Genomic DNA, 20539 nt, shown 5'->3' on the forward strand with positions numbered 1-20539 from the left:
TTATTTTCAAGGAGTATCAGATGTCAATTTTTAAAATAACTATGGCATTTATTGTTTTTATTGGGTTAGTTGGGGCAACACTCTTTTTGAGCTCCTGTGATGGGTTGAGAAAGCATAGTTCACAGGAGGTTGATGGAGGCTATGGGGGACACGGTGCTGGTGGCCACGGTGGCCATGGCGGTGGGCATTGAAACGTGTTCTCTGCTTAAGTGAAACTACTAATACGAATAGGTGATCAATGAAACACGACCATCATCAACAAAAGCATACAAATACTGGAAAAGAGGACGCTTGTTGTCATCAGGAACATAGAGTACAGAAGTCACGCAATGCTTCCTCCAAAACAGAGGGTGTAATCATCTATACTTGCCCCATGCATCCTGAAGTACGTCAGACTAATCCCGGGATTTGCCCTCTTTGTGGTATGGCCTTAGAGCCGGAAACAGTGACAGCCGAAGAAGAAACAAATCCTGAATACCTCGATATGAGGCGTCGATTTTGGATGGCAGTAATTCTTACTTTACCTGTTGTGGTATTGGAGATGGGCGGACATTTGTTGCAAAACTTTATATCTGCCAGTGTTTCAAACTGGATTCAACTGCTATTTGCTACACCTGTTGTGTTTTGGTGTGGTTGGCCATTTTTTCAACGTGGCTGGCAAACTCTTAAAACACGTCAATTGAATATGTTTACTCTAATAGCTATGGGTATTGGGGTAGCATGGGTTTATAGTATGGTGGCAGTACTTCTGCCCGGGGTATTTCCCATGACTTTTCGAAGTCCAGAAGGGGTAGTCGCTGTGTATTTTGAAGCCGCAGCTGTTATTACGACCCTTGTCTTATTAGGACAAGTGCTGGAATTAAAAGCAAGAGAGCAGACAGGCAGTGCTATCCGTGCTTTATTGAAATTAGCACCTGACAGTGCGCATCGTATAAAAGAAGATGAGAGTGAAGAGGAAGTATCTCTGGATAAGATTAATGTTGGCGATTTGCTGCGTGTTCGCCCTGGTGAAAAGATACCGGTAGATGGTGAGGTACAGGAAGGCCGAAGTTTTGTAGATGAATCTATGGTGACTGGAGAACCTATTCCGGTTACTAAAGAAGCAGGTGCTAAAGTTATTGGTGCGACAATTAACCAGACGGGTAGTTTTGTTATGAAAGCACTTCACGTTGGTAGTGACACCATGCTTTCACGTATTGTTCAGATGGTGAGTGATGCTCAACGAAGCCGCGCCCCTATTCAACGTTTAGCAGATACTGTATCTGGATGGTTTGTGCCTGCCGTGATTTTAATTGCCATGCTTTCTTTTATTTTGTGGGCATTGTTGGGGCCGCAACCATCACTTAGCTATGGCTTAATTGCTGCTGTATCTGTATTAATCATCGCTTGTCCCTGTGCCTTGGGCTTGGCAACTCCGATGTCTATCATGGTAGGAGTAGGGAAAGGTGCTCAGACTGGTGTATTGATTAAAAACGCGGAAGCGCTTGAGCGAATGGAAAAGGTGAACACGCTTGTTGTAGATAAAACAGGAACACTCACTGAAGGGCACCCCAAATTGACGCAGATTGTATCTGATCAAGGCTTAAATGAGGAAGAGGCATTAGCGCTAGCGGCATCACTTGAACATCAAAGCGAACATCCGCTTGCCAAAGCCATCGTGAGGGCTGCAAAGGAAAAACAGTTGGCTCTTGAACCAGTCCAAAATTTTGACGCCCCAACTGGGAAAGGAGTAGTGGGTAAAGTAAATGGTCATCGTGTTGCCATTGGTAATATCAAATTAATGCAAGAGCATGGGAACGATAATACTTCTCTTTTTACAAAAGCAGATGCGCTCCGTGCCAAAGGTGCCTCTGTGATGTTTATGGCTATCGATGATAAAACAGTAGCCCTTTTGGTAGTGGAAGATCCAATTAAATCAACAACCCCTGAAACCATCCACTCACTTCAACAAAGTGGCATTGAAATTTACATGCTGACAGGGGATAGTAAAAAAACAGCAGAAGCTGTGGCAGGTACACTTGGCATAAAAAAGGTAGTGGCTGAAATCATGCCTGAGGATAAAAGCCGTATTATAAGTGAATTAAAGGATAAAGGACTCACTGTTGCAATGGCAGGAGATGGGGTGAATGACGCACCGGCACTGGCACGAGCTGATATTGGTATTGCCATGGGAACAGGGACTGATGTGGCTATTGAGAGTGCTGGTATTACATTATTGCATGGGGATTTGCGTGGTATTGTCAAGGCTCGTCGTTTATCAGAAGGGACCATGAGTAATATACGCCAGAATCTCTTCTTTGCTTTTATTTATAACATCTTGGGTGTACCTTTGGCTGCAGGAATCTTGTATCCATTCACAGGCTTACTATTAAGTCCAATCATCGCTGCACTTGCTATGGCGCTTTCTTCTGTATCCGTTATTATCAATGCGCTGAGGCTACGGCGGATAACACTGTGAAGAATGTAATTTGGCAAAGAAGATAAAAAGTTGAATTAAAGATAGATGCTAATACTGGTAAAATCACTCACGAATAAAATATTGATTAAACGTCCATTACACACAAAAAACAATACTGTTATCGTGCACCATTCATAGGGCATGGCTATGGAATGTCATTGAAAAATAAGCGAAACTAGAAAGATAGTGATGAGCATTAAAATCTCTATTAATTAACGTTGACTTAACCTAAATACTTAAATATTTTTGGCAGGAGGTATCTATTTATGTGCCATATACGCTCATTAAAAACAAGTCTTTTTTTCATTCTCTTATTCGTTATCTCTTTATGCTCTTCTTGTGCGTCGGTCGACTCCAAAGAAAGCCAAAATAAAGAGCCAAGAAAAGGACGATTTGGAGGTTACCATCCCCATGTGCACGGTCCTGGGCGCCATTAAAGTGAATTTAACCAAAATTTATTGAATCCAGAGAGACGTGTTTTCTTCATGGATACACTAATGGTTTTTTGAAATCATGTTACTTTGATCATAAGCTCTATATCAAAACCAAAGAAATGGCCTTTATCGGCATTTATAGCAAAGGGGGCGTGTCGTCTACCCCAATAATCAATGGTTTGGCCTCCACTATACTGGCCAACACGAGAAATACATCACCTAAAAAAAGAATCCGCATCGAATCATCACCTGGATAGAGCTGTTAATTATTCACTGCATAAAAGAAATTCAATGATTCCAGTGAATTATTAAGCTAATTTTTGCCATTCTATAGGGTACAGAGGGTATTCTCTTAAAGCAAATCAGGATACACTAAATAAGTGATACTGGGCATGGTATTTTTTAAAAGGTGAGGGATGCGTTACATCGGTTTAGCCATTATTCTATTAATACACTTCCTTTGTAATGAAGTGATGGCTGCTGCTCCACTAACGTTTAAGCAAGCATTAGATATTGCTTACCGAAATAACCCTGAATTGCAAGCAGAAATCGATAGAGCCCAAGCGATGCGCGGGGTTTTTATTCAAAGCGGTCTTTATCCCAATCCGCAATTAACTTTAACTGCCGAAAATTTTGGTGGTTCAGGTAGTTATAGTAGTTATGAAGCAGCAGAAACAACTTTTTCCGCCACTCAACCCATTCCTTTGGGGCATCGCCTTCAGTATCTAAAAAAAGCAACTTATGCGGATTACTTAGCATCTCTTGCCCAGATTAAAGTGCAAAAGGCCACCCTGTATGTGGCGGTTGGGGTAGCTTACGTGGACGCGCTGTATGCGGAGCAATGGCATCGCGTGACGAAAAAACTAATTCGACTGAATCTAGACATTGTGGCAGCCATTGAACGACGGGTTAAGGCAGGTGCTGGGTCTGAATTGGACTTGCGATTAGCCCAAATACGGTTGGGTGAGGCTCGAATTCAGGAAAATAAAGCGGCACGTGACGCGTTGTTCCAACGAGCCAAACTGGCTCGGTCATTAGGTGACGGGCTAAGAATAGATAGACCCTTGGTGGATAAGGGCTTGCCGGGCATTTCACTTAATTGGCCCAAATTATTAAAACACTTACCTCAAAGCCCGCAGCTCCTGCAAATGCAACTGCAATTGCAAGCCAAGCGTGCGACGATTACGGCAGTAAAAAAGTCCGTTTGGCCGGATTTAAACATACAACTCGGTGGCCGTCATTTTTCTGATGACGGCAGTAATGCTGCCGTGATGTCCGCTTTTGCGGAAGTGCCAGTTTACAATAGAAATCAAGGCAAAATCCTGACTGCAGAGGCGCAATACACGCAAACGTCCCATGACTTTCAAGGAACGCGACTTGATGTGCGTCAAAATGTGTACAATGCCTTTTTACAAGCCCAGCAAAGTCACTATGAAGCGAGTTTAGTCACCGATTCACTATTACCTTTAGCACGTAAATCAATAACACTCGCGCAAGAGGGTTATCAAATGGGGCGTTACACGTATATTGAGTTATTCACAGCACTCAATACCTTGTATGAAGAAGAGCGTCATTACCAGCAAGCCCATGCGGATTATCATAAAGCACTAATTCAGCTGGTAGGGCTTTTAGGATTAAATCCTGTTAAGGAGAGTCAATGAAATTTCTAAAGTTATTCATTCTCCCGATTCCATTACTGATTCTTTTATTTGGTTTAAGTTCCTTTTCATTATGGGCAAGTGGAGATACTCATGCGGTTGAGGAAAACAATCACCAAGACACCATGGAAAAAGGGCCCAATGGGGGACGTTTGCTAAAAGAAGGGAACATAGCCCTTGAGCTGTTAATATTTGAACGAGGGATGCCTCCTCATTTTCGTGCTTATCTTTATCAAAATGGAGAGTTGATTTCACCCGATAAGGCCCATTTAACGGTTCAATTGCTCCGCTTCAATGACAAAAAAGAAGAGATTACCTTTATTCCTGTTGAGCATTTTTTACAAAGCAATCAAGTGATTCGAGAACCTCATTCTTTTGATGTGACGGTGCAATTAGAGCTTAATGGAACACGTTACAATTGGCGTTACTCAAGCTATGAAGGTCGCGTAAAAATAGTATCAGGCATTCTAAAAGCGGCTGACATTCAAATTGCTACAGCTCAGAGCCAAACCATTAAGACCCAATTAAAGGTGGTCGGAAAAATTGTTCCTAATCGCGACACCCTAACTCCTATTTATGCACGCTATTCGGGCATCATTAAATCAATGACTAAAAATCTCGGTGATGAAGTCACTAAAGGAGACGTATTAGTCACCATTGAAAGCAATGAGAGTTTGCAAAACTACAGCATTACTGCCCCAATGACTGGGACTATTGTGCAAAAATATGCAACGAATGGCGAGTTGGCTCAAAACACCAAACCCATTTATGAGGTGGCCAATTTAGCCACGGTGTGGGCCGATTTTACCTTGTATCGCAAAGAGTCCCCTCTTGTGAAGCAAGGGATGGAAGTGACTGTCACGGGCGATGAAGGACAACCAAAGTCCACCAGCACGATTTCTTACATTGCACCTTTAGGCATCGAAGACAGTCAAACCACGTTAGCACGTGCGGTTTTATCTAACGAACCACGAGTCTGGTTACCAGGAATGTATGTGAATGCGGCCATTACCATTAAAGAAAAAAAAGTACCAGTGGCGGTCCTTCTTTCGGCCATCCAGCGCATGGATAAACAAGAGGTGGTTTTTGTCCAGCAAGGGGATTATTTTGAAGCGACACCCGTTACTTTAGGTGAAAAAGACGACCAATGGGCAGAAGTGGTGTCAGGGCTTGATGCTGGCCAGCGTTATGTCAGTAAAAACAGCTTTTTTATGAAGGCTGAGTTAGGCAAGGAAGGCGCGAGCCATGAGCACTAAGGATTGAGATGCTTGAAAAAATTATTCGCTTTTCTCTAAAACATCGTTGGTTTGTTCTTTTATTCACCTTGGTGATTGCAGCGCTCGGCGTCTACAACTTTCAACGTTTGCCCATTGATGCCGTTCCTGATATTACCAACGTGCAAGTGCAAATTAATACTCAAGCTTCAGGCTATTCGCCCTTTGAGGTGGAGCAACGCATTACTTTTCCTATTGAGTTAGCGATGAGTGGGCTACCTAATCTCGATTATACGCGTTCTTTGTCGCGTTATGGGTTATCGCAAGTCACGGTGGTCTTTAAAGACGGCACGAATATTTATTTTGCGCGTCAGTTAATTAATGAACGTTTGCAAGAGGTTAGGGATAAACTACCGCCCGAAGCGGAAACCACTCTAGGCCCCATATCGACAGGTCTTGGTGAGATTTTTATGTATACTGTCACCAATAAACCTAATGTGCCTGTGTCCCAGCGTTACAATCCCACTGAACTTCGTACCATTCAGGATTGGATTATTAAGCCTCAACTACGAAATGTGGAAGGCGTTGCGGAGGTCAATACCATTGGTGGTTATGAAAAGCAATTTCATATTACGCCCGATCCCATGAAACTGGTTCGCTATCGTTTAAGTTTGAACGATGTGGTAGAAGCGCTTACGCGCAATAATGCCAATGTGGGCGCAGGTTACATTGAAACCAATGGGGAGCAAAACTTAATTCGCGTGCCCGGTCAAGTAAAAAATATTCCGGACATTGAAAATATTGTGATTGCCAGTTTTGAAGGCACACCGGTTCGTATCCGTGATGTGGCAGATGTTGCTTTAGGTAAAGAGTTGCGTACAGGCGCTGCAACAGAGAACAGTAAAGAAGTGGTTTTAGGCACGGTGTTTATGTTGATGGGAGAAAACAGCCGAACCGTTTCTGAGCGCGTGGCCGCCAAAATGAAAGACATTAACAAATCCTTGCCTCAAGGTGTTGAAGCAGTCACGGTGTATAATCGAACCTTGCTGGTGAATGCCACGATTAATACGGTGAAGAACAATCTTCTTGAAGGCGCCTTATTAGTTTGTGTCATTTTATTTTTATTTTTGGGAAATATTAGGGCCGCCCTTATTACGGCGATGGTCATTCCTTTATCCATGTTACTCACCATCACCGGCATGGTGAGTAATCAAATCAGTGCCAATTTAATGAGTTTAGGAGCACTTGATTTTGGTTTGATTGTGGATGGTGCGGTCATTATCGTTGAAAACTGCATTAAACATTTAGGTGAGCAACAGCATGCACTGCAGCGAGTTTTAAATCTGGAAGAGCGCTTAAAAGTGATTGCCTATGCGACCACCGAAGTCATAAGGCCCAGCATCTTTGGCGTGTTCATTATTACGGTGGTTTATTTGCCGATTTTAACGTTAACGGGTGTGGAAGGAAAAATGTTTTTACCGATGGCTCAAACCGTCATCATCGCCTTGTTGGCCTCCATGCTTTTTGCATTGACGTTTATTCCTGCAGCCGTTGCAATTTTTCTTCGAGGACGTGTCCAGGAAAAAGAAAATTGGCTCGTGCATCACCTGTCAAAAGTCTATGCTAAAGTGTTACGCCGTAGTTTTCATGCAAGGCGATGGGTCATTAGTGCGGCAGTGGTTTTAGTGGTCATCAGTTTGCTCCTTGCTTATCGCTTAGGTGGGGAATTTATTCCAAGCCTGGATGAAGGCGATATTGCGATGCATGCGATGCGCATTCCAGGCACCAGTTTGACTCAAGCCCTGGCCATGCAAGATTTGGTGGAAGAACGGGTGCGGCAATTTCCTGAAGTCAAAAACGTGTTTGCAAAACTTGGAACGGCAGAGGTAGCCACCGATCCCATGCCACCGAACGTGGCAGATACTTTTATTATCTTAAAACCTCGAAAAGAGTGGCCCAATCCCAAAAAAACCAAGCAAGAGTTAGTGCAGGAAATTGAACAGGCGGTACAACAAATTCCTGGTAATAATTATGAGTTTACCCAGCCGATTCAAATGCGTTTTAATGAACTTATTTCTGGGGTGCGAAGCGATGTGGCGGTGAAGGTATTCGGCGATGACATGGATACCTTGCTAGAAATAGCTGAATCGATAAGTGCGCAATTAAAAAAGGTACCCGGGGCTGCAGATGTCAAGGTCGAGCAAGTCAGTGGCTTGCCGCTTTTAACCATTGCGATTAATCGCGATATGCTCGCCCGTTACGGTTTACAAATAGGTAGTGTGCAAGATGCGATTGTGATTGCTACAGGCGGCAAAAAAGGTGGGGAGCTTTTTGAGGGAGATAAACGTTTTGATTTAATTGTACGCCTACCTGAATCATTGCGCTCCGATCCGAATGTATTACGACAAATCTTTATTCCTTTGCCTCCTGCTAAAGACGGTGAGCGCCATTTCATTCCTCTGAATGAAGTGGCGAAAATGGTGAGAAGCGAGAGCCCTAATCAAATCAGTCGCGAAAGCGGTAAACGTCGCGTGGTCGTCAGTGCGAACGTAAGAAATCGTGATTTAAGTTCGTTTGTCAATGAGGCCAAACAACGCATTGAGCAAAATGTCAAAATACCCAGTGGGTATTGGATAACCTGGGGTGGGCAATTTGAACAATTGCAATCGGCCTCTCAACGACTACAAATTGTAGTGCCTATTACCTTATTGGGCATTTTCCTACTGCTGTTTATGAGCTTTGGTAGAGTAAGAGATGCGCTTTTGGTGTTTAGCGGCATTCCTTTAGCATTAACAGGCGGTGTACTCGCCTTATGGTTACGGGGGATCCCCTTATCCATTTCCGCGGGAGTCGGGTTTATTGCCTTATCAGGAGTTGCGGTGCTAAACGGCTTGGTAATGATTACTTTTATCAATAAACTACACGAGCAAAAAAAAATGTATTTAAAAGACGCGGTATTGCAAGGCTCACTGGCGCGTCTTCGTCCGGTATTAATGACAGCCTTAGTGGCTTCTTTGGGCTTTGTACCAATGGCATTAGCGACCGGTACAGGCTCTGAAGTGCAACGGCCTTTAGCCACGGTGGTGATTGGCGGTATTATTTCTTCGACTTTCCTGACTTTGTTGGTATTGCCTGGTTTGTATTATGTGTTTCATGAGCGACGTAAAAAGCCATTGATGAAGAAATCAGGCGAGGAAACCTAATTTATGCTGAGAGATACACAGTTTGTAATATCTGAGTGTTTTAGAGTTAATAATTAGAATTATCTTAGTAATTTATAAAAAATCGAGGATTAAAAAATGGAACATATTAAATATGGATTTGGAAAAAAAGTATTATATTCTTTTGACGATACAGTAAAAAAAGTTACAGAAGGGCTTCAAAAAGAAGGATTTGGAGTCCTGACCACTATAGATGTATCAGCAACGCTGAAAAAAAAGTTAAATCAAGATATGCCTCCTTATCAAATTCTTGGTGCATGCAATCCTCAATTTGCTCATCATGCTTTAGCTAAGGAACCCTCTATAGGTTTGCTTCTACCTTGTAATGTAGTCGTACGTCAAGATAACCTTGGCAACGTATATGTTGAATTTATGGATCCTAAAGCAGTATTGGAATTAGTCAGCAATTCGGAGATAAATCATATTGCTCTTGAAGTGAAGGAACGACTCGAGAGAGTATTGAGTGCAATGTAATCAATAAATTACCTCACTAAGAAAATAAACACTGCTTAGATACGTCATTGCAGTCAATGTGGGAAATCATTATGACAACACCTTTAACCTTAACGACCTTTTTTGTTGCAGGGCTTGATTGTCCTGCTGAAGAGCAATTAATTAGGCGACAATTACAAACAATTCCGGAAATCGAAAAGATGGATTTTAACTTCATTGCCGAAGAAGTGACGATTCATCATCGTTTAAATACGATTGAGCCACTCCAGAGACAAATTGAAGCATTGGGCATGAGTGTTCGCACCAAAAGCAGCACTAAAAGTGATAGCCCAAAAGAGGCCAATGATTTTTCTTGGTGGTGGCTTGCTGTAGCTGGATTGTTGGCTCTTTTCTCGGAAGTGCTCTCCTATTTATTTGGGACCGAGAAGTCAGTTTGGGTAGCGGCATTGGCATTAGTGGCTATGGCCATAAGTGGACCGCCTACCTTCAAAAAGGGTTGGCTTGCTCTGCGCACGAAAGCCTTGAATATCAACAGCTTGATGATGATTGCAATAACAGGTGCCATACTCATCGGCGAATGGCCGGAAGCGGCGATGGTCACCGTGTTATTTGCATTGGCTGAGCGTATTGAACGCTACTCATTGGATAAAGCACGATTAGCCATTCGAAGCCTGATGCAGATTGCACCGGATGAAGCAACCGTCAAAACGACGGAAGGAAAATGGCAAAAATTAGCGGTCGAGAACATCAAGTCAGGTGCAATTATCCTGGTTAAGCCAGGTGAGCGGATTGCCTTGGACGGCGTTATTGTGAGTGGCCAAAGTAGCGTTAATCAAGCGCCCATTACTGGTGAGTCGATGCCTGTGAGCAAACAAACAGGAGACAGTGTGTTTGCCGGTACGCTCAATGAGCGAGGCTCCTTTGAAGTGAAGGTGACCAAAGAATCAGGCGATACCCTGTTGGCTAAAATTGGCAAAGCAATAGAACAAGCACAAGCAGAGCGGGCACCAACCCAGCGATTTGTTGATGAGTTCGCCAAATATTACACGCCAATCATGGTGCTCATTGCAGTAGCCGTTGCTCTGATTCCACCAATTGCATTGGGGTATCCTTTTTATGATTGGCTGTATAAGGCACTCACCTTGCTTGTAATCGCTTGCCCTTGTGCGTTGGTTATTTCAACGCCTGTGACCGTAGTAAGTGGCTTGGCAGCGGCAGCTCATCACGGACTTCTTATCAAGGGCGGAAGTTATTTAGAAATCGGCTATCAGTTAAAACTCATTGCGCTGGATAAAACGGGAACACTGACTGAAGGAAAGCCGGTGGTCACGGATTTTATTGCCTATGAAAGCACGCAAACCAAAGGTGATTTACTGCTCTTGGCAGCCAGTTTAGACAGTCACTCCGAACATCCTGTTGCCCACGCTTTGGTCGAATACTGGCGAGAAGAACAACCAACGGGGTCGTTATTGACGGTGAGTCGGTTTGAAGCAATTCCTGGTCGGGGCGTCATGGGGAGCGTCAATAATGAGCAGTATTTTGTTGGGAATCATCAGCTGGCTGAAGACAATGGGGTGTGTAATTCCGGTATCGAAAAACAACTTGCTCAGTTAGAGCAAGAAGGAAAGACCACAGTTATTTTAAGTAATGACACAACCGTGTTGGCTATTTTTGCAGTAGCGGATACCCTTCGTTCAACCAGCCAATTAGCCATCCAATCCTTGCATCAACGTGGCATCAAAACAGCCATGTTAACTGGAGATAATGCCGTCACCGCTGCCGCTATTGCCAAAGAGGTGGGAATTGATGAAGTCAATGCCAATATCTTGCCTACAGAGAAGCTGAATGCCATGAACGCCCTGTTGGCTCATTACCACACCGTGGGTATGGTTGGTGATGGCATTAATGATGCCCCTGCACTTGCAAAGGCAACGATTAGTTTCGCGATGGGAAAAGGGACTGATACCGCACTTGAAACAGCGGATGTGGCCCTGATGAACGATAATTTAGCGATGCTGTCTTTTTTTATCGATTTAAGTCATAAAACAGCTCGGGTGCTACGTCAAAATATCAGTTTATCGATTGCTATCAAGGTTGTTTTTTTCATCTTGGCTTTGGCTGGGTTGGCGACACTTTGGATGGCGGTTTTTGCCGATATGGGAGCAAGTCTCATTGTTGTTGCGAATGGTTTGCGATTGTTGAATTTTCAAAATAAAAACACCAGTTAAAATGGTAAGAGGTTGTTTCCTATCATGCCTCTGGAGAGATTCATTTAGGGTTTCGTTAAGCAGGACATCATAGGATTCAGTATGTTATGATGACCGATGCAACGATTTTTATTTGTGGAAATGGAGATGTAAATGAACCCTATCGGATTTAAAACAATTTTTGTTTTTATTGGCTTACTCATTTTAGGATGCGGTTTAATGTCTTGTAATAAAACAACCCCTGCCGAGACTCATCCTGAAGGAGCTTATGAGGGTGGTTTTGGTGGTGATGGTGGCCATATACACCAAAATGGATAACAAGGGATTTTATAATCTACTCAGGGATGAATAATGGAACTCAATGCATGGTTTATAGGCGTTTTGGGTGTATTTGTTATTCTGTTAATTGGCCTCATGTTTCTCTTTAGAAAAAAGAGGCATTTGCGATTTGTCATCGCCCTATTCATTTTCCTCATCTTAGGAGCGATTTTTTTGCATGGTGTTTCCTTTACGTTGCATTAGAGTGTGTGGCAGGGATTTTTAATTAAAAAATGGATGCACGGTACCGTAATAAGGATGTGTATGAGGCGGATGCTATTACTGTTTTTATTTTTAACGGGATTATAATCATTTATCTCAATGAAAAATAAAATGAAGCAGTTTTTCTAGAGATAAGGAAAGGATTAAAATGGCCTTGTAACAGATGGCCTTATGTTTAAAATTTATTTTACCGATGAAGGGTAACCTTACATTACTCGTTGCCTCAGTTAAATCAGATACCTGTGCATGGAATTGTTTGGTTACATGGACCGTTATATCTGGTTTATAAATGGCTTGCCGGAATACAAGGCCAAACCGATTCTGATAAAAAGACGTTTGGATTTATCGATCATCAAATACACCAAGCCTTGTGGAGATTGGTTCATCGTAGACGCCCGAGAAAAAGTACAGCATGGAGGGAAAAGAAGTACTTTCGCTCTCAGGGTGCACGAGATTGGATATTTACTGCGAGAAACCCAAATAAAGATAGCAAAAGCACCTATATGGATTTATTTTTAATGAGTTCTGTTGCTATTAGAAGACATACCAAAATAAGGGTAGAGGCAACACCCTATGTTCCAGCCTATACAGAATATTTTAAGAAGCGCCAGCGCTACTTGAAACTATAGCGGCTAGAAACAAGGGATAAAGCATCAACCTCCTTATTATCATCAAATGAAGTAGACTGGATGGTTGGGTCAACCAAAGTTGGCCTTGCGAAGGCTTGAGCGGAGTGCGGCTAAAGTCGCATGCTCCGTTCTTATGGGACGGGGCTACAGTAATGTAGTCCTGTTACCAGATAGGACCCTGGATTTTTTAATAATTTATCTGCAGGTCATCATTTTCAAATAATGGAGTTTGCTTAATTTCTAAATTTCTTTGTTGTAATTGGTCAATTTTCACATAGGGACAATAATATGCATTAGCTATTACGGAATGGATATTAATAGTTGTTAAGTTTTTTGATCCCCTTACATATCTCTTATGAAATTCCCTTGGTGTATGTGTTACAAGAACGATAACATTTGCTCCTAACTTCGCGCCTTCATTTTTTAAAAAATTATTATCATCTTTTTCTAGATCTTTTAAAGAGGAGCGGATATCCATAACTTCATGTACATTTGGATTTTTAATAATCCCTAAGAAACGGCAATTTCCTGTAGGATAGGAAAAATACAAGTTAACATTTTTCGCATCTTCATTTACTTGACGTAATCCTCCACAGCCCGAATTCAAAAGAAGAATCATAAAGCTAATTATTAAATAAACAATTTTCATATCTATAATTCCTTTTATTTAGCGTGCTTTTAACATACCCATATAAGACTATTACTTACTTTGATTACGAATAAAAGTATTAATTGTAAAAATATAAAATTAATGTCGCTTTCAATTGAGTAAAATAAATTCACCATTTTGCATAGTGATGGCTAAGATGCATACCTGATTTGCGAGCTAAAGTCACTTGTCACCTGCTATCATATTTTCGGCTACTTCTTCCTCTTGTTTTTGATAGGTGGTAATAATCTGCTTAAAATAATTAATCCGCTATTGCAATAAATTGCTTTAAGGTATTTAAATGGCTTAATAAACCATTGACTATAGTCCATAGTCAAGAAAGTGATCATTACTACCAAGCAAGGAAAGAAATAGCTAAAGTTCCTCAAAGTGTCATTATTTAGCATCCCCATACAAGAATAGATATCCCCTGAACTGAATGGGTAGGTTAAATATTCTGCTATTATTGTATGTATCTGATTGATTATCTACTTATATAATGCCAAGGATATAGGCCATGAATGGACTAGAAAAGCAATGCTGTCCCAAGAAAATCCTATTAACTCAGCAGGAAGAATCTTCAGAAGGTTTAGATTCTTGTTGTGCACCCAGTGATGCAGACGCTACTGATAATGCCTTTGCTTTTTTCGGTCAGTTATTTCAAGCAAACCTTGCTAAATGGACTGCGGGGATAAGTCCTGCAGCGCTAGGCTCGTCCTATTCCACATGGCTTTGGCAATTGGCACAATCTCCAGAAGTATTATGGGAACTGGCCTTTTATCCTGTCTTTCATGCTAATGATTGCATTAATAATATCATTTGTGTCGATCGTGCTGCTGGTGGCAAAGACGTACGTTTCAAAAAAGACAGTTGGCAGCCTATGCCTTGGCGCTTATATGCGGAAGGATTTTTGCAGGTAGAGGATTGGTGGCGACGTGCCACAACCAAAGTTCCTGGGCTACCCAGCCAAGTGGAACGCACCGTTTCATTCTGGGCACGCCAATATCTTGATGCCCTGTCCCCTTCCAATTGTGTTTGGTCTAACCCTGATTTGTTTCATGAAGCCATTCGCACTGGGGGACTTAATCTCATTCAAGGCAGCCAAATCGCTATGGAAGACTCCTTAGAAAAGCTAACGGGCGCACCACCTACAGGCTCTGAACATTTTATCCCGGGCAAAGACGTGGCGATTACCCCAGGACGAGTGGTGTTTCAAAATCATTTAATCGAATTGATTCAATACGAAGCTCTGACTAAAACCGTGTATAAAGAGCCCATACTGGTTCTCCCTGCCTGGATTATGAAATATTATATTTTGGATTTATCGCCTCATAATTCCTTGGTGAAGTGGCTCGTAAGGCAAGGCCATACCGTATTCATCATTTCTTGGCGTAACCCCGACAAAGAGGATCGTGATTTAGGAATGGATGATTATTATCGCCAAGGCGCCATGGCTGCGATTGATGCGGTATCAGCCACTCTGCCTCAAACAAAAATTAATCTGATGGGCTATTGTTTAGGTGGCACACTAGCCATGATTACGGCGGCCGCGATGAGTAGAGATAAGGATGAACGCTTAAATAGCCTCACCCTTCTTGCAGCCCAAGGGGATTTTACTGAAGCCGGGGAATTAATGCTTTTTGTTACTGAAAGCCAAGTGGCTTTCCTTAAAAACATGATGGGAGAACAAGGGTATCTTGATACCAAACAAATGGCCGGTTCCTTTCAAATGTTGCGTGCCTACGATTTAATTTGGTCCAAAATGGTTCAAGACTACATGCACGGGATGCGGCGTGGGATGATTGACTTAACCGCTTGGAATGCGGATGCCACGCGGATGCCTTATAAAATGCACAGCGAATACCTTGAAAAACTGTTTTTAAACAATGATTTTGCAGAAGGCCGTTATACCGTGGAAGGAAAGCCGGTGGCTGCTGAAAACATTCAGTTGCCCGTCTTTGCAGTCAGTACTGAAAAAGACCATGTGGCGCCTTGGCAGTCTGTTTATAAAATCCACCTGATGACGGAGGGTGACATTACCTTCGTCCTCACCGGTGGCGGACATAATGCAGGGATTGTGAGTGAACCGGGTCATCCGGGGCGTTCTTATCGGGTTCATGAGAGCAAGAAAGGTGATGCTTATCTCAATCCTGAGAGTTGGCTCGCGATTGCAGAAAAACAAGAAGACTCCTGGTGGCAAGAATGGCATGATTGGTTAGTGCAACAGTCCACCAAAAAACGCGTTCCTGCGTTGGTCATAAATGCCTCACTACCCGCTGCACCAGGTACTTATGTACTGCAGAAATAAAAGGGAAGAAAAATGGACAAGGAGTTTCTTGAGAATGTGACTTTTGATGAGCTTACGGTAGGCCGGCAGGCGAGTCTAAGTAAAACACTCACTCAAGACGACATCAATTTATTTGCTGCCATGTCGGGTGATGTGAATCCTGCTCATATGGATCCGGTGTTTGCCCAAAGCGATATTTTTCATGGTATTGTGGGTCATGGCATGTGGTCTGGCTCGCTGATTTCAACACTTCTTGGTACTATTATACCTGGTCCAGGCACCATTTATCTTAAACAGGACATTCAATTTAAAAAGCCAGTGCGTTTAGGGGATACGCTCACCATCACCATCATCGTCAAGGATAAGGGTGCCAATAAGCCCCGTGTGATTTTTAATTGCAAGGGTGTGAATCAGCACGGAGAAACGGTCATCGAGGGCTTAGCAACCGTGCTTGCGCCAACGAAAAAAGTACGGGTTGCACGAACTCATTTACCGTCTATAGAAATACATAACCACGATCGCTTCGAGGCGATAATCAAAGCGTGTCGCTGTATGGGCGCTGTTCGCACGGCCATTGTGCATCCGGTTAGTATGAGTGTCATGGAAGCGGTGAACGATGCGGTAAACGCAGGACTCATTATTCCCATTTTAATTGGCCCTTTGGTCAAGATGAAAACTGCAGCTTTGGAAGCAAGTATTGATTTATCACAGTGGGAAACGATTGATACAGAACACAGCGATGCCGCAGCAAGCAAGGCTGCCGAATTGGCAGCTTCCGGCGAGATTGATGCCATCATGAAAGGCTCATTAAGCACTCATGAATTAATGGGGGCTATTGTACCCACCGCCTCGGGCTTACGCACGCAACATCGTGTGAGTCACGCCTACGTCATGGATATCCCTTCGTACCACAAACCACTCATCATTACAGATGCTGCGATTAATATTGCCCCTACTGCCACCGACAAAGCGGACATTTGCCAAAATGCCATTAATCTTTGGCGAGTATTGTTTGGCGAGGACAAGAAGCCCAAAGTAGCCATCCTTGCCGCCATCGAAACCGTCAACCCTAAGATGCAAGCCACTGTCGATGCCTCTATTTTATGCAAAATGGCTGACCGAGGACAGATAAATGATGGCATTCTTGACGGTCCCTTGGCTTTTGATAATGCGATTAACAAGGAGGCAGCCAAAGAAAAAGGGATTATTTCTTCTGTGGCAGGCGATCCGGATATTCTTTTGGTTCCTGAAATCGAGTCCGGGAATATTTTGGCCAAGCAATTGACTTTTTTAGGCCATGCGGATGCTGCCGGAATTGTTTTGGGTGCTCGTGTTCCATTCATTCTGGTGAGCCGAGCCGACTCACTTAGAACGAGGCTCTTCTCTTGCTCCCTGGCTGTTAAACTGGCGGCAGCTCGAAAGGAAGGACGAATCAAATGACCCAAGTACAAGAAGCCAGTATCCTTGTGATTAATGCAGGCTCTTCCAGTGTCAAATTTCAGCTTTTTTCAAGACAATTAAACCCACAACTGTTGGTTCAAGGGAAAGTATCTGATATTGGTAACAAGCCTTCATTTACAGCGATCGGTGCAATACCAAATCTCGGCAATACAGAGGTTGATAAAAAAAGCCTTTCTGATGAGTGTACGCATGAAGAAGCCTTACGTCTTATTTTGAACTGGATTGAGGTTTTGAGTGAACAATGGCAGGTGACTGCAGTTGCTCATCGCATTGTCCATGGCGGGACTCTCTTTAAAAACAGTGTGATAGTCAATCCACACGTCATGCAGAAATTATGGGCATTAGCTCCATTGGCTCCTTTACACCAACCCCATAATCTCAAAGCCATTGAATTCATCAGTACCCTGAAACCAGAGGCACTTCAAATTGCTTGTTTTGATACAGCGTTTCATGCCCATCATAAGGCTTTGTTCACCGAGTATGCATTGCCACAAAAGATAAGGGAACAAGGTGTTCGTCGTTATGGGTTTCATGGATTATCGTATGAATGGATTGTTCACACCTTGCGGCGGTATGAGCCTTCATTAGTTGAGGGACGGCTTATTGCGGCCCATCTTGGCAATGGAGCAAGTTTGTGTGCGATGCGTAATGGAGTAAGTATTGATACGACGATGGGCATGACTGCCTTGGATGGATTACCCATGGGAACTCGTTGTGGGAACCTTGATGCCGGCGCTGTAACGTTTATGATGCGTCATTTAGGCTTATCTACCGATGAGGTTGAGCGTCTTCTTTATAATGAATCTGGACTTCTTGGCTTATCAGGCTTAAGCAATGATGTGAAAATCTTGCAAGACAGTGAGGATACAAGGGCACAATTTGCATTAGATTATTTCTGCCTTAAAGCTGCCCAATTCATGGGGATGATGGCAGTAACCCTGGGTGGGATGGATGCCATCGTGTTTACGGGCGGTATTGGTGAGAACTCAGCCTTTGTGCGAAACACTATCTTGCGTCATTTGAAATTTCTTAAACCTTTTGAAACACGGGTTGTTACAGCTAACGAAGAGCGCATGATGGCAATTCATGCCATGTCACTTCTTGAGCGTCAAACGGGAGTAAAAGCTGATGGAGAATAAAAAAGGATTGATTGTTGGAATTGCCAATGAGTACTCCATCGCATGGGGTTGTACTAAAGCATTGCATGAAGCGGGCAGCGAATTGGCAATCACCTATCAAAATGAGAAAACCAGGGGCTATGTACAGCCTTTGGCTGAAAAAGTGTCATCTCCTATTGTTATGCCTTTGGACGTGACGGATAAGGAACAATTTGATGCCCTATTTCAGAAAATAAAAGACCGCTGGGGTCGTCTTGATTTTGTTATCCATGCGATTGCCTTTGCACCAAAAACTGATTTACAAGGTCGTGTTGTCGATTGCTCGAAAGACGGCTTCATGATGGCGATGGATATTTCTTGTCATTCGCTCATCCGATTGGCAAAAGCCGCTGAACCACTGATGGTCGATGGAGGGAGTATCATAACCATGAGTTATTATGGTGCCGAAAAAGTGGTCAAAAATTACAATCTCATGGGGCCTGTTAAAGCGGCTTTGGAAACCTCAGTACGCTATCTCGCCATGGAACTTGGCAGTAAAAAGATTCGAGTCAATGCCATTTCTCCAGGGCCAATAAGCACTCGTGCAGCCTCAGGTTTAGCTGATTTTGATACGCTGATGGAACAGGCAGCAAAGGAAGCGCCCTTGCATCAACTGGTTACAATAGAGGACATTGGTGAAACAGCCTCATTTTTGGTATCCGATAAAGCCGCCTCCATCACTGGTCAGACTCTTTATGTGGATAGCGGCTACAATATTAAGGGCTAATAAACCAAAAGTCATTTTTTCTTTAAAAGTATTCTTGGTCATTTAGTAATTACATGTATTGTCCACCATTGATATCAAAGTTAGCACCCGTGATAAAGCCACTTTGTTCATCAGCAAGAAAAGCAACGACCCGAGCAATTTCCTGAGGTTTGCCTAATCGCCCCACAGGAATTTGAGCGACAATGGCTTCTAAAACATCATCCCTCATCGCGGCAAGCATCTCCGTATTAATGTAGCCAGGGGAGACCGTGTTCACGGTAATTCCTTTCTTTGCGACTTCTTGCGCCAGGCTTTTGGTAAAACCATATAACGCCGATTTACTGGCGGCATAATTACATTGTCCGAACTGCCCTTTGCGCCCATTAATGGAGGAGATTGTGATAATACGCCCATAACCATTATCCAGCATGTTGGATAATACGGTTTTCGTCATATTAAAAACGCTATTTAAATTAGCATTAATGACTTCTTGCCATTGTTCCGGTGTCATTTTTTTCAAGCTGGCATCATGAGTAATGCCTGCATTATTAACTAGAACGTCAATTTTGCCGTACTTCTCTATCACCAAATCCGTTAATTTTTCACAATCATTGAAGGAAGAAATATCCGCATAGGCAATGTCGATATCAAATCCTTGCATGGATTGTTTTTTCTGCCATTCTCTTGCTAATTCGTGATGGCCATGTTTGAAGTAGCAAGCAATCACTTGATAATTGAGGTTTTGCATTTCTTGACATATGGCTGTTCCAATGCCACCAGTTCCTCCCGTTACTAAAGCAATTCGTTTGTTCACCTTCCTTCCTCCTTGATTTGGTTATTTAATTATTTAACGAGTTCAACGTCCTCTGCTTGCGGCCCTTTTTGTCCTTTGCCTACTTTAAATAGAACGGTTGCCCCTTCGGGAAGGGTTTTAAAACCGCTACTTTGTATAGCACTGAAATGGACAAAATAATCCTTGCCACTACTTTCAATAAAGCCAAAGCCCTTGCCTTCATTAAACCATTTTACTTTACCGCGAATTTTATTGGTCATTTTGGTTTCTTTTCTGATAATTTGAGTGCTTTATAGTGTCATGCTACATGATTCTCTGTGTCAATAGTCAGTATTTTAGCTCAGCAATCCTGGATTTTTTTATTCTTTCTAAGTCATGGGGTTTTAAAACCAAAAGACATAATCAAAAGAACTGAGGAGAATTATTGATTGTCGCATCCCTTTCTCAATTAATTGAATCAGAGGGCTTAGTTTCTTCTTCCATCTTCTTCAATGAAACAACTTTATCACACTGAATCTCAATCGTATTTGTTTTACGTGTTGATAGGTAATCCGCCCACAAAATAGTTGATGCCAAAAGTAGAATTTTCTCGTAATGTATGTGCAAGGAGATTCTGCATGAAGAAATCAAAATTTAGTGACAGCCAAATCCTGTCGATATTGAAGCAAGCTC

16 protein-coding genes are annotated in these 20539 nt (G+C 42.7%); 13 read left to right on the forward strand and 3 right to left on the reverse strand.

The window, feature by feature from the left end:
- Positions 1-20: 20 nt before the first annotated feature.
- The 9 genes from ACWTE2_RS11105 (at position 21) to ACWTE2_RS11145 (ending at position 12814) form a co-directional block, all read left to right on the forward strand.
- Complete coding sequence (locus ACWTE2_RS11105; protein ID WP_014842609.1) at positions 21-191, forward strand: hypothetical protein; 171 nt, start codon at positions 21-23, stop codon at positions 189-191.
- Between the two features lie 47 nt (positions 192-238).
- Positions 239-2458 carry a copper-transporting P-type ATPase gene (gene copA / locus ACWTE2_RS11110; protein WP_014842610.1) on the forward strand — a complete coding sequence of 740 codons (2220 nt, stop codon included), beginning with the start codon at positions 239-241 and terminating at the stop codon, positions 2456-2458.
- Positions 2459-3308: 850 nt separating this feature from the next.
- The gene (locus ACWTE2_RS11115; RefSeq protein WP_014842611.1) at positions 3309-4553 is read left to right on the forward strand and encodes a TolC family protein; all 1245 of its coding nucleotides are present in this window, start codon (positions 3309-3311) and stop codon (positions 4551-4553) included.
- Positions 4550-5806: an efflux RND transporter periplasmic adaptor subunit gene (locus ACWTE2_RS11120; RefSeq protein ID WP_014842612.1), complete on the forward strand. Its 1257-nt coding sequence runs from the start codon at positions 4550-4552 to the stop codon at positions 5804-5806. Before ACWTE2_RS11115 ends, ACWTE2_RS11120 begins: the two co-directional genes overlap by 4 nt.
- Positions 5807-5814: 8 nt before the next feature.
- Positions 5815-8967 carry an efflux RND transporter permease subunit gene (locus tag ACWTE2_RS11125; RefSeq protein WP_014842613.1) on the forward strand — a complete coding sequence of 1051 codons (3153 nt, stop codon included), beginning with the start codon at positions 5815-5817 and terminating at the stop codon, positions 8965-8967.
- A 96-nt stretch (positions 8968-9063) separates the two neighbouring features.
- Positions 9064-9459: a DUF302 domain-containing protein gene (locus ACWTE2_RS11130; RefSeq protein ID WP_014842614.1), complete on the forward strand. Its 396-nt coding sequence runs from the start codon at positions 9064-9066 to the stop codon at positions 9457-9459.
- A gap of 71 nt (positions 9460-9530) precedes the next feature.
- Positions 9531-11666, forward strand: coding sequence for a heavy metal translocating P-type ATPase (locus ACWTE2_RS11135; protein ID WP_014842615.1), 2136 nt, complete (start codon positions 9531-9533; stop codon positions 11664-11666).
- A gap of 132 nt (positions 11667-11798) precedes the next feature.
- Entirely contained in the window at positions 11799-11963 is a 165-nt protein-coding gene (locus ACWTE2_RS11140; RefSeq protein ID WP_014842616.1) for a hypothetical protein, read from the forward strand.
- Between the two features lie 464 nt (positions 11964-12427).
- On the forward strand, positions 12428-12814 hold the full coding sequence (locus tag ACWTE2_RS11145; RefSeq protein WP_061393961.1) for a group II intron maturase-specific domain-containing protein: 387 nt from the start codon (positions 12428-12430) through the stop codon (positions 12812-12814).
- Between the two features lie 187 nt (positions 12815-13001).
- On the opposite strand, the gene ACWTE2_RS11150 is transcribed toward ACWTE2_RS11145, so the two are convergent.
- Positions 13002-13463, reverse strand: coding sequence for a DUF4156 domain-containing protein (locus ACWTE2_RS11150; RefSeq protein ID WP_014842618.1), 462 nt, complete (start codon positions 13461-13463; stop codon positions 13002-13004).
- A gap of 517 nt (positions 13464-13980) precedes the next feature.
- Between ACWTE2_RS11150 and ACWTE2_RS11155 the strand changes: the two genes are divergently transcribed.
- Genes ACWTE2_RS11155 through fabI form a run of 4 tightly spaced genes read left to right on the forward strand, consistent with a single transcriptional unit; the run spans position 13981 to position 19095 of the window.
- Positions 13981-15771 carry a PHA/PHB synthase family protein gene (locus tag ACWTE2_RS11155; RefSeq protein WP_014842619.1) on the forward strand — a complete coding sequence of 597 codons (1791 nt, stop codon included), beginning with the start codon at positions 13981-13983 and terminating at the stop codon, positions 15769-15771.
- A 12-nt stretch (positions 15772-15783) separates the two neighbouring features.
- The gene (locus ACWTE2_RS11160; protein ID WP_014842620.1) at positions 15784-17190 is read left to right on the forward strand and encodes a bifunctional enoyl-CoA hydratase/phosphate acetyltransferase; all 1407 of its coding nucleotides are present in this window, start codon (positions 15784-15786) and stop codon (positions 17188-17190) included.
- Positions 17187-18350: an acetate/propionate family kinase gene (locus ACWTE2_RS11165; protein ID WP_014842621.1), complete on the forward strand. Its 1164-nt coding sequence runs from the start codon at positions 17187-17189 to the stop codon at positions 18348-18350. Before ACWTE2_RS11160 ends, ACWTE2_RS11165 begins: the two co-directional genes overlap by 4 nt.
- Positions 18340-19095, forward strand: a complete 756-nt coding sequence (gene fabI, locus ACWTE2_RS11170) for an enoyl-ACP reductase FabI (RefSeq protein ID WP_014842622.1) — start codon at positions 18340-18342, stop codon at positions 19093-19095. Before ACWTE2_RS11165 ends, fabI begins: the two co-directional genes overlap by 11 nt.
- A gap of 49 nt (positions 19096-19144) precedes the next feature.
- Here fabI and phbB read toward each other — a convergent pair whose 3' ends face one another.
- Positions 19145-19888: an acetoacetyl-CoA reductase gene (gene phbB, locus ACWTE2_RS11175; protein WP_014842623.1), complete on the reverse strand. Its 744-nt coding sequence runs from the start codon at positions 19886-19888 to the stop codon at positions 19145-19147.
- 29 nt (positions 19889-19917) lie between these two features.
- On the reverse strand, positions 19918-20127 hold the full coding sequence (locus ACWTE2_RS11180; RefSeq protein WP_010652810.1) for a cold-shock protein: 210 nt from the start codon (positions 20125-20127) through the stop codon (positions 19918-19920).
- Between the last annotated feature and the right edge of the window lie 412 nt (positions 20128-20539).

Source organism: Legionella nigrisilvae (genome assembly GCF_977063395.2).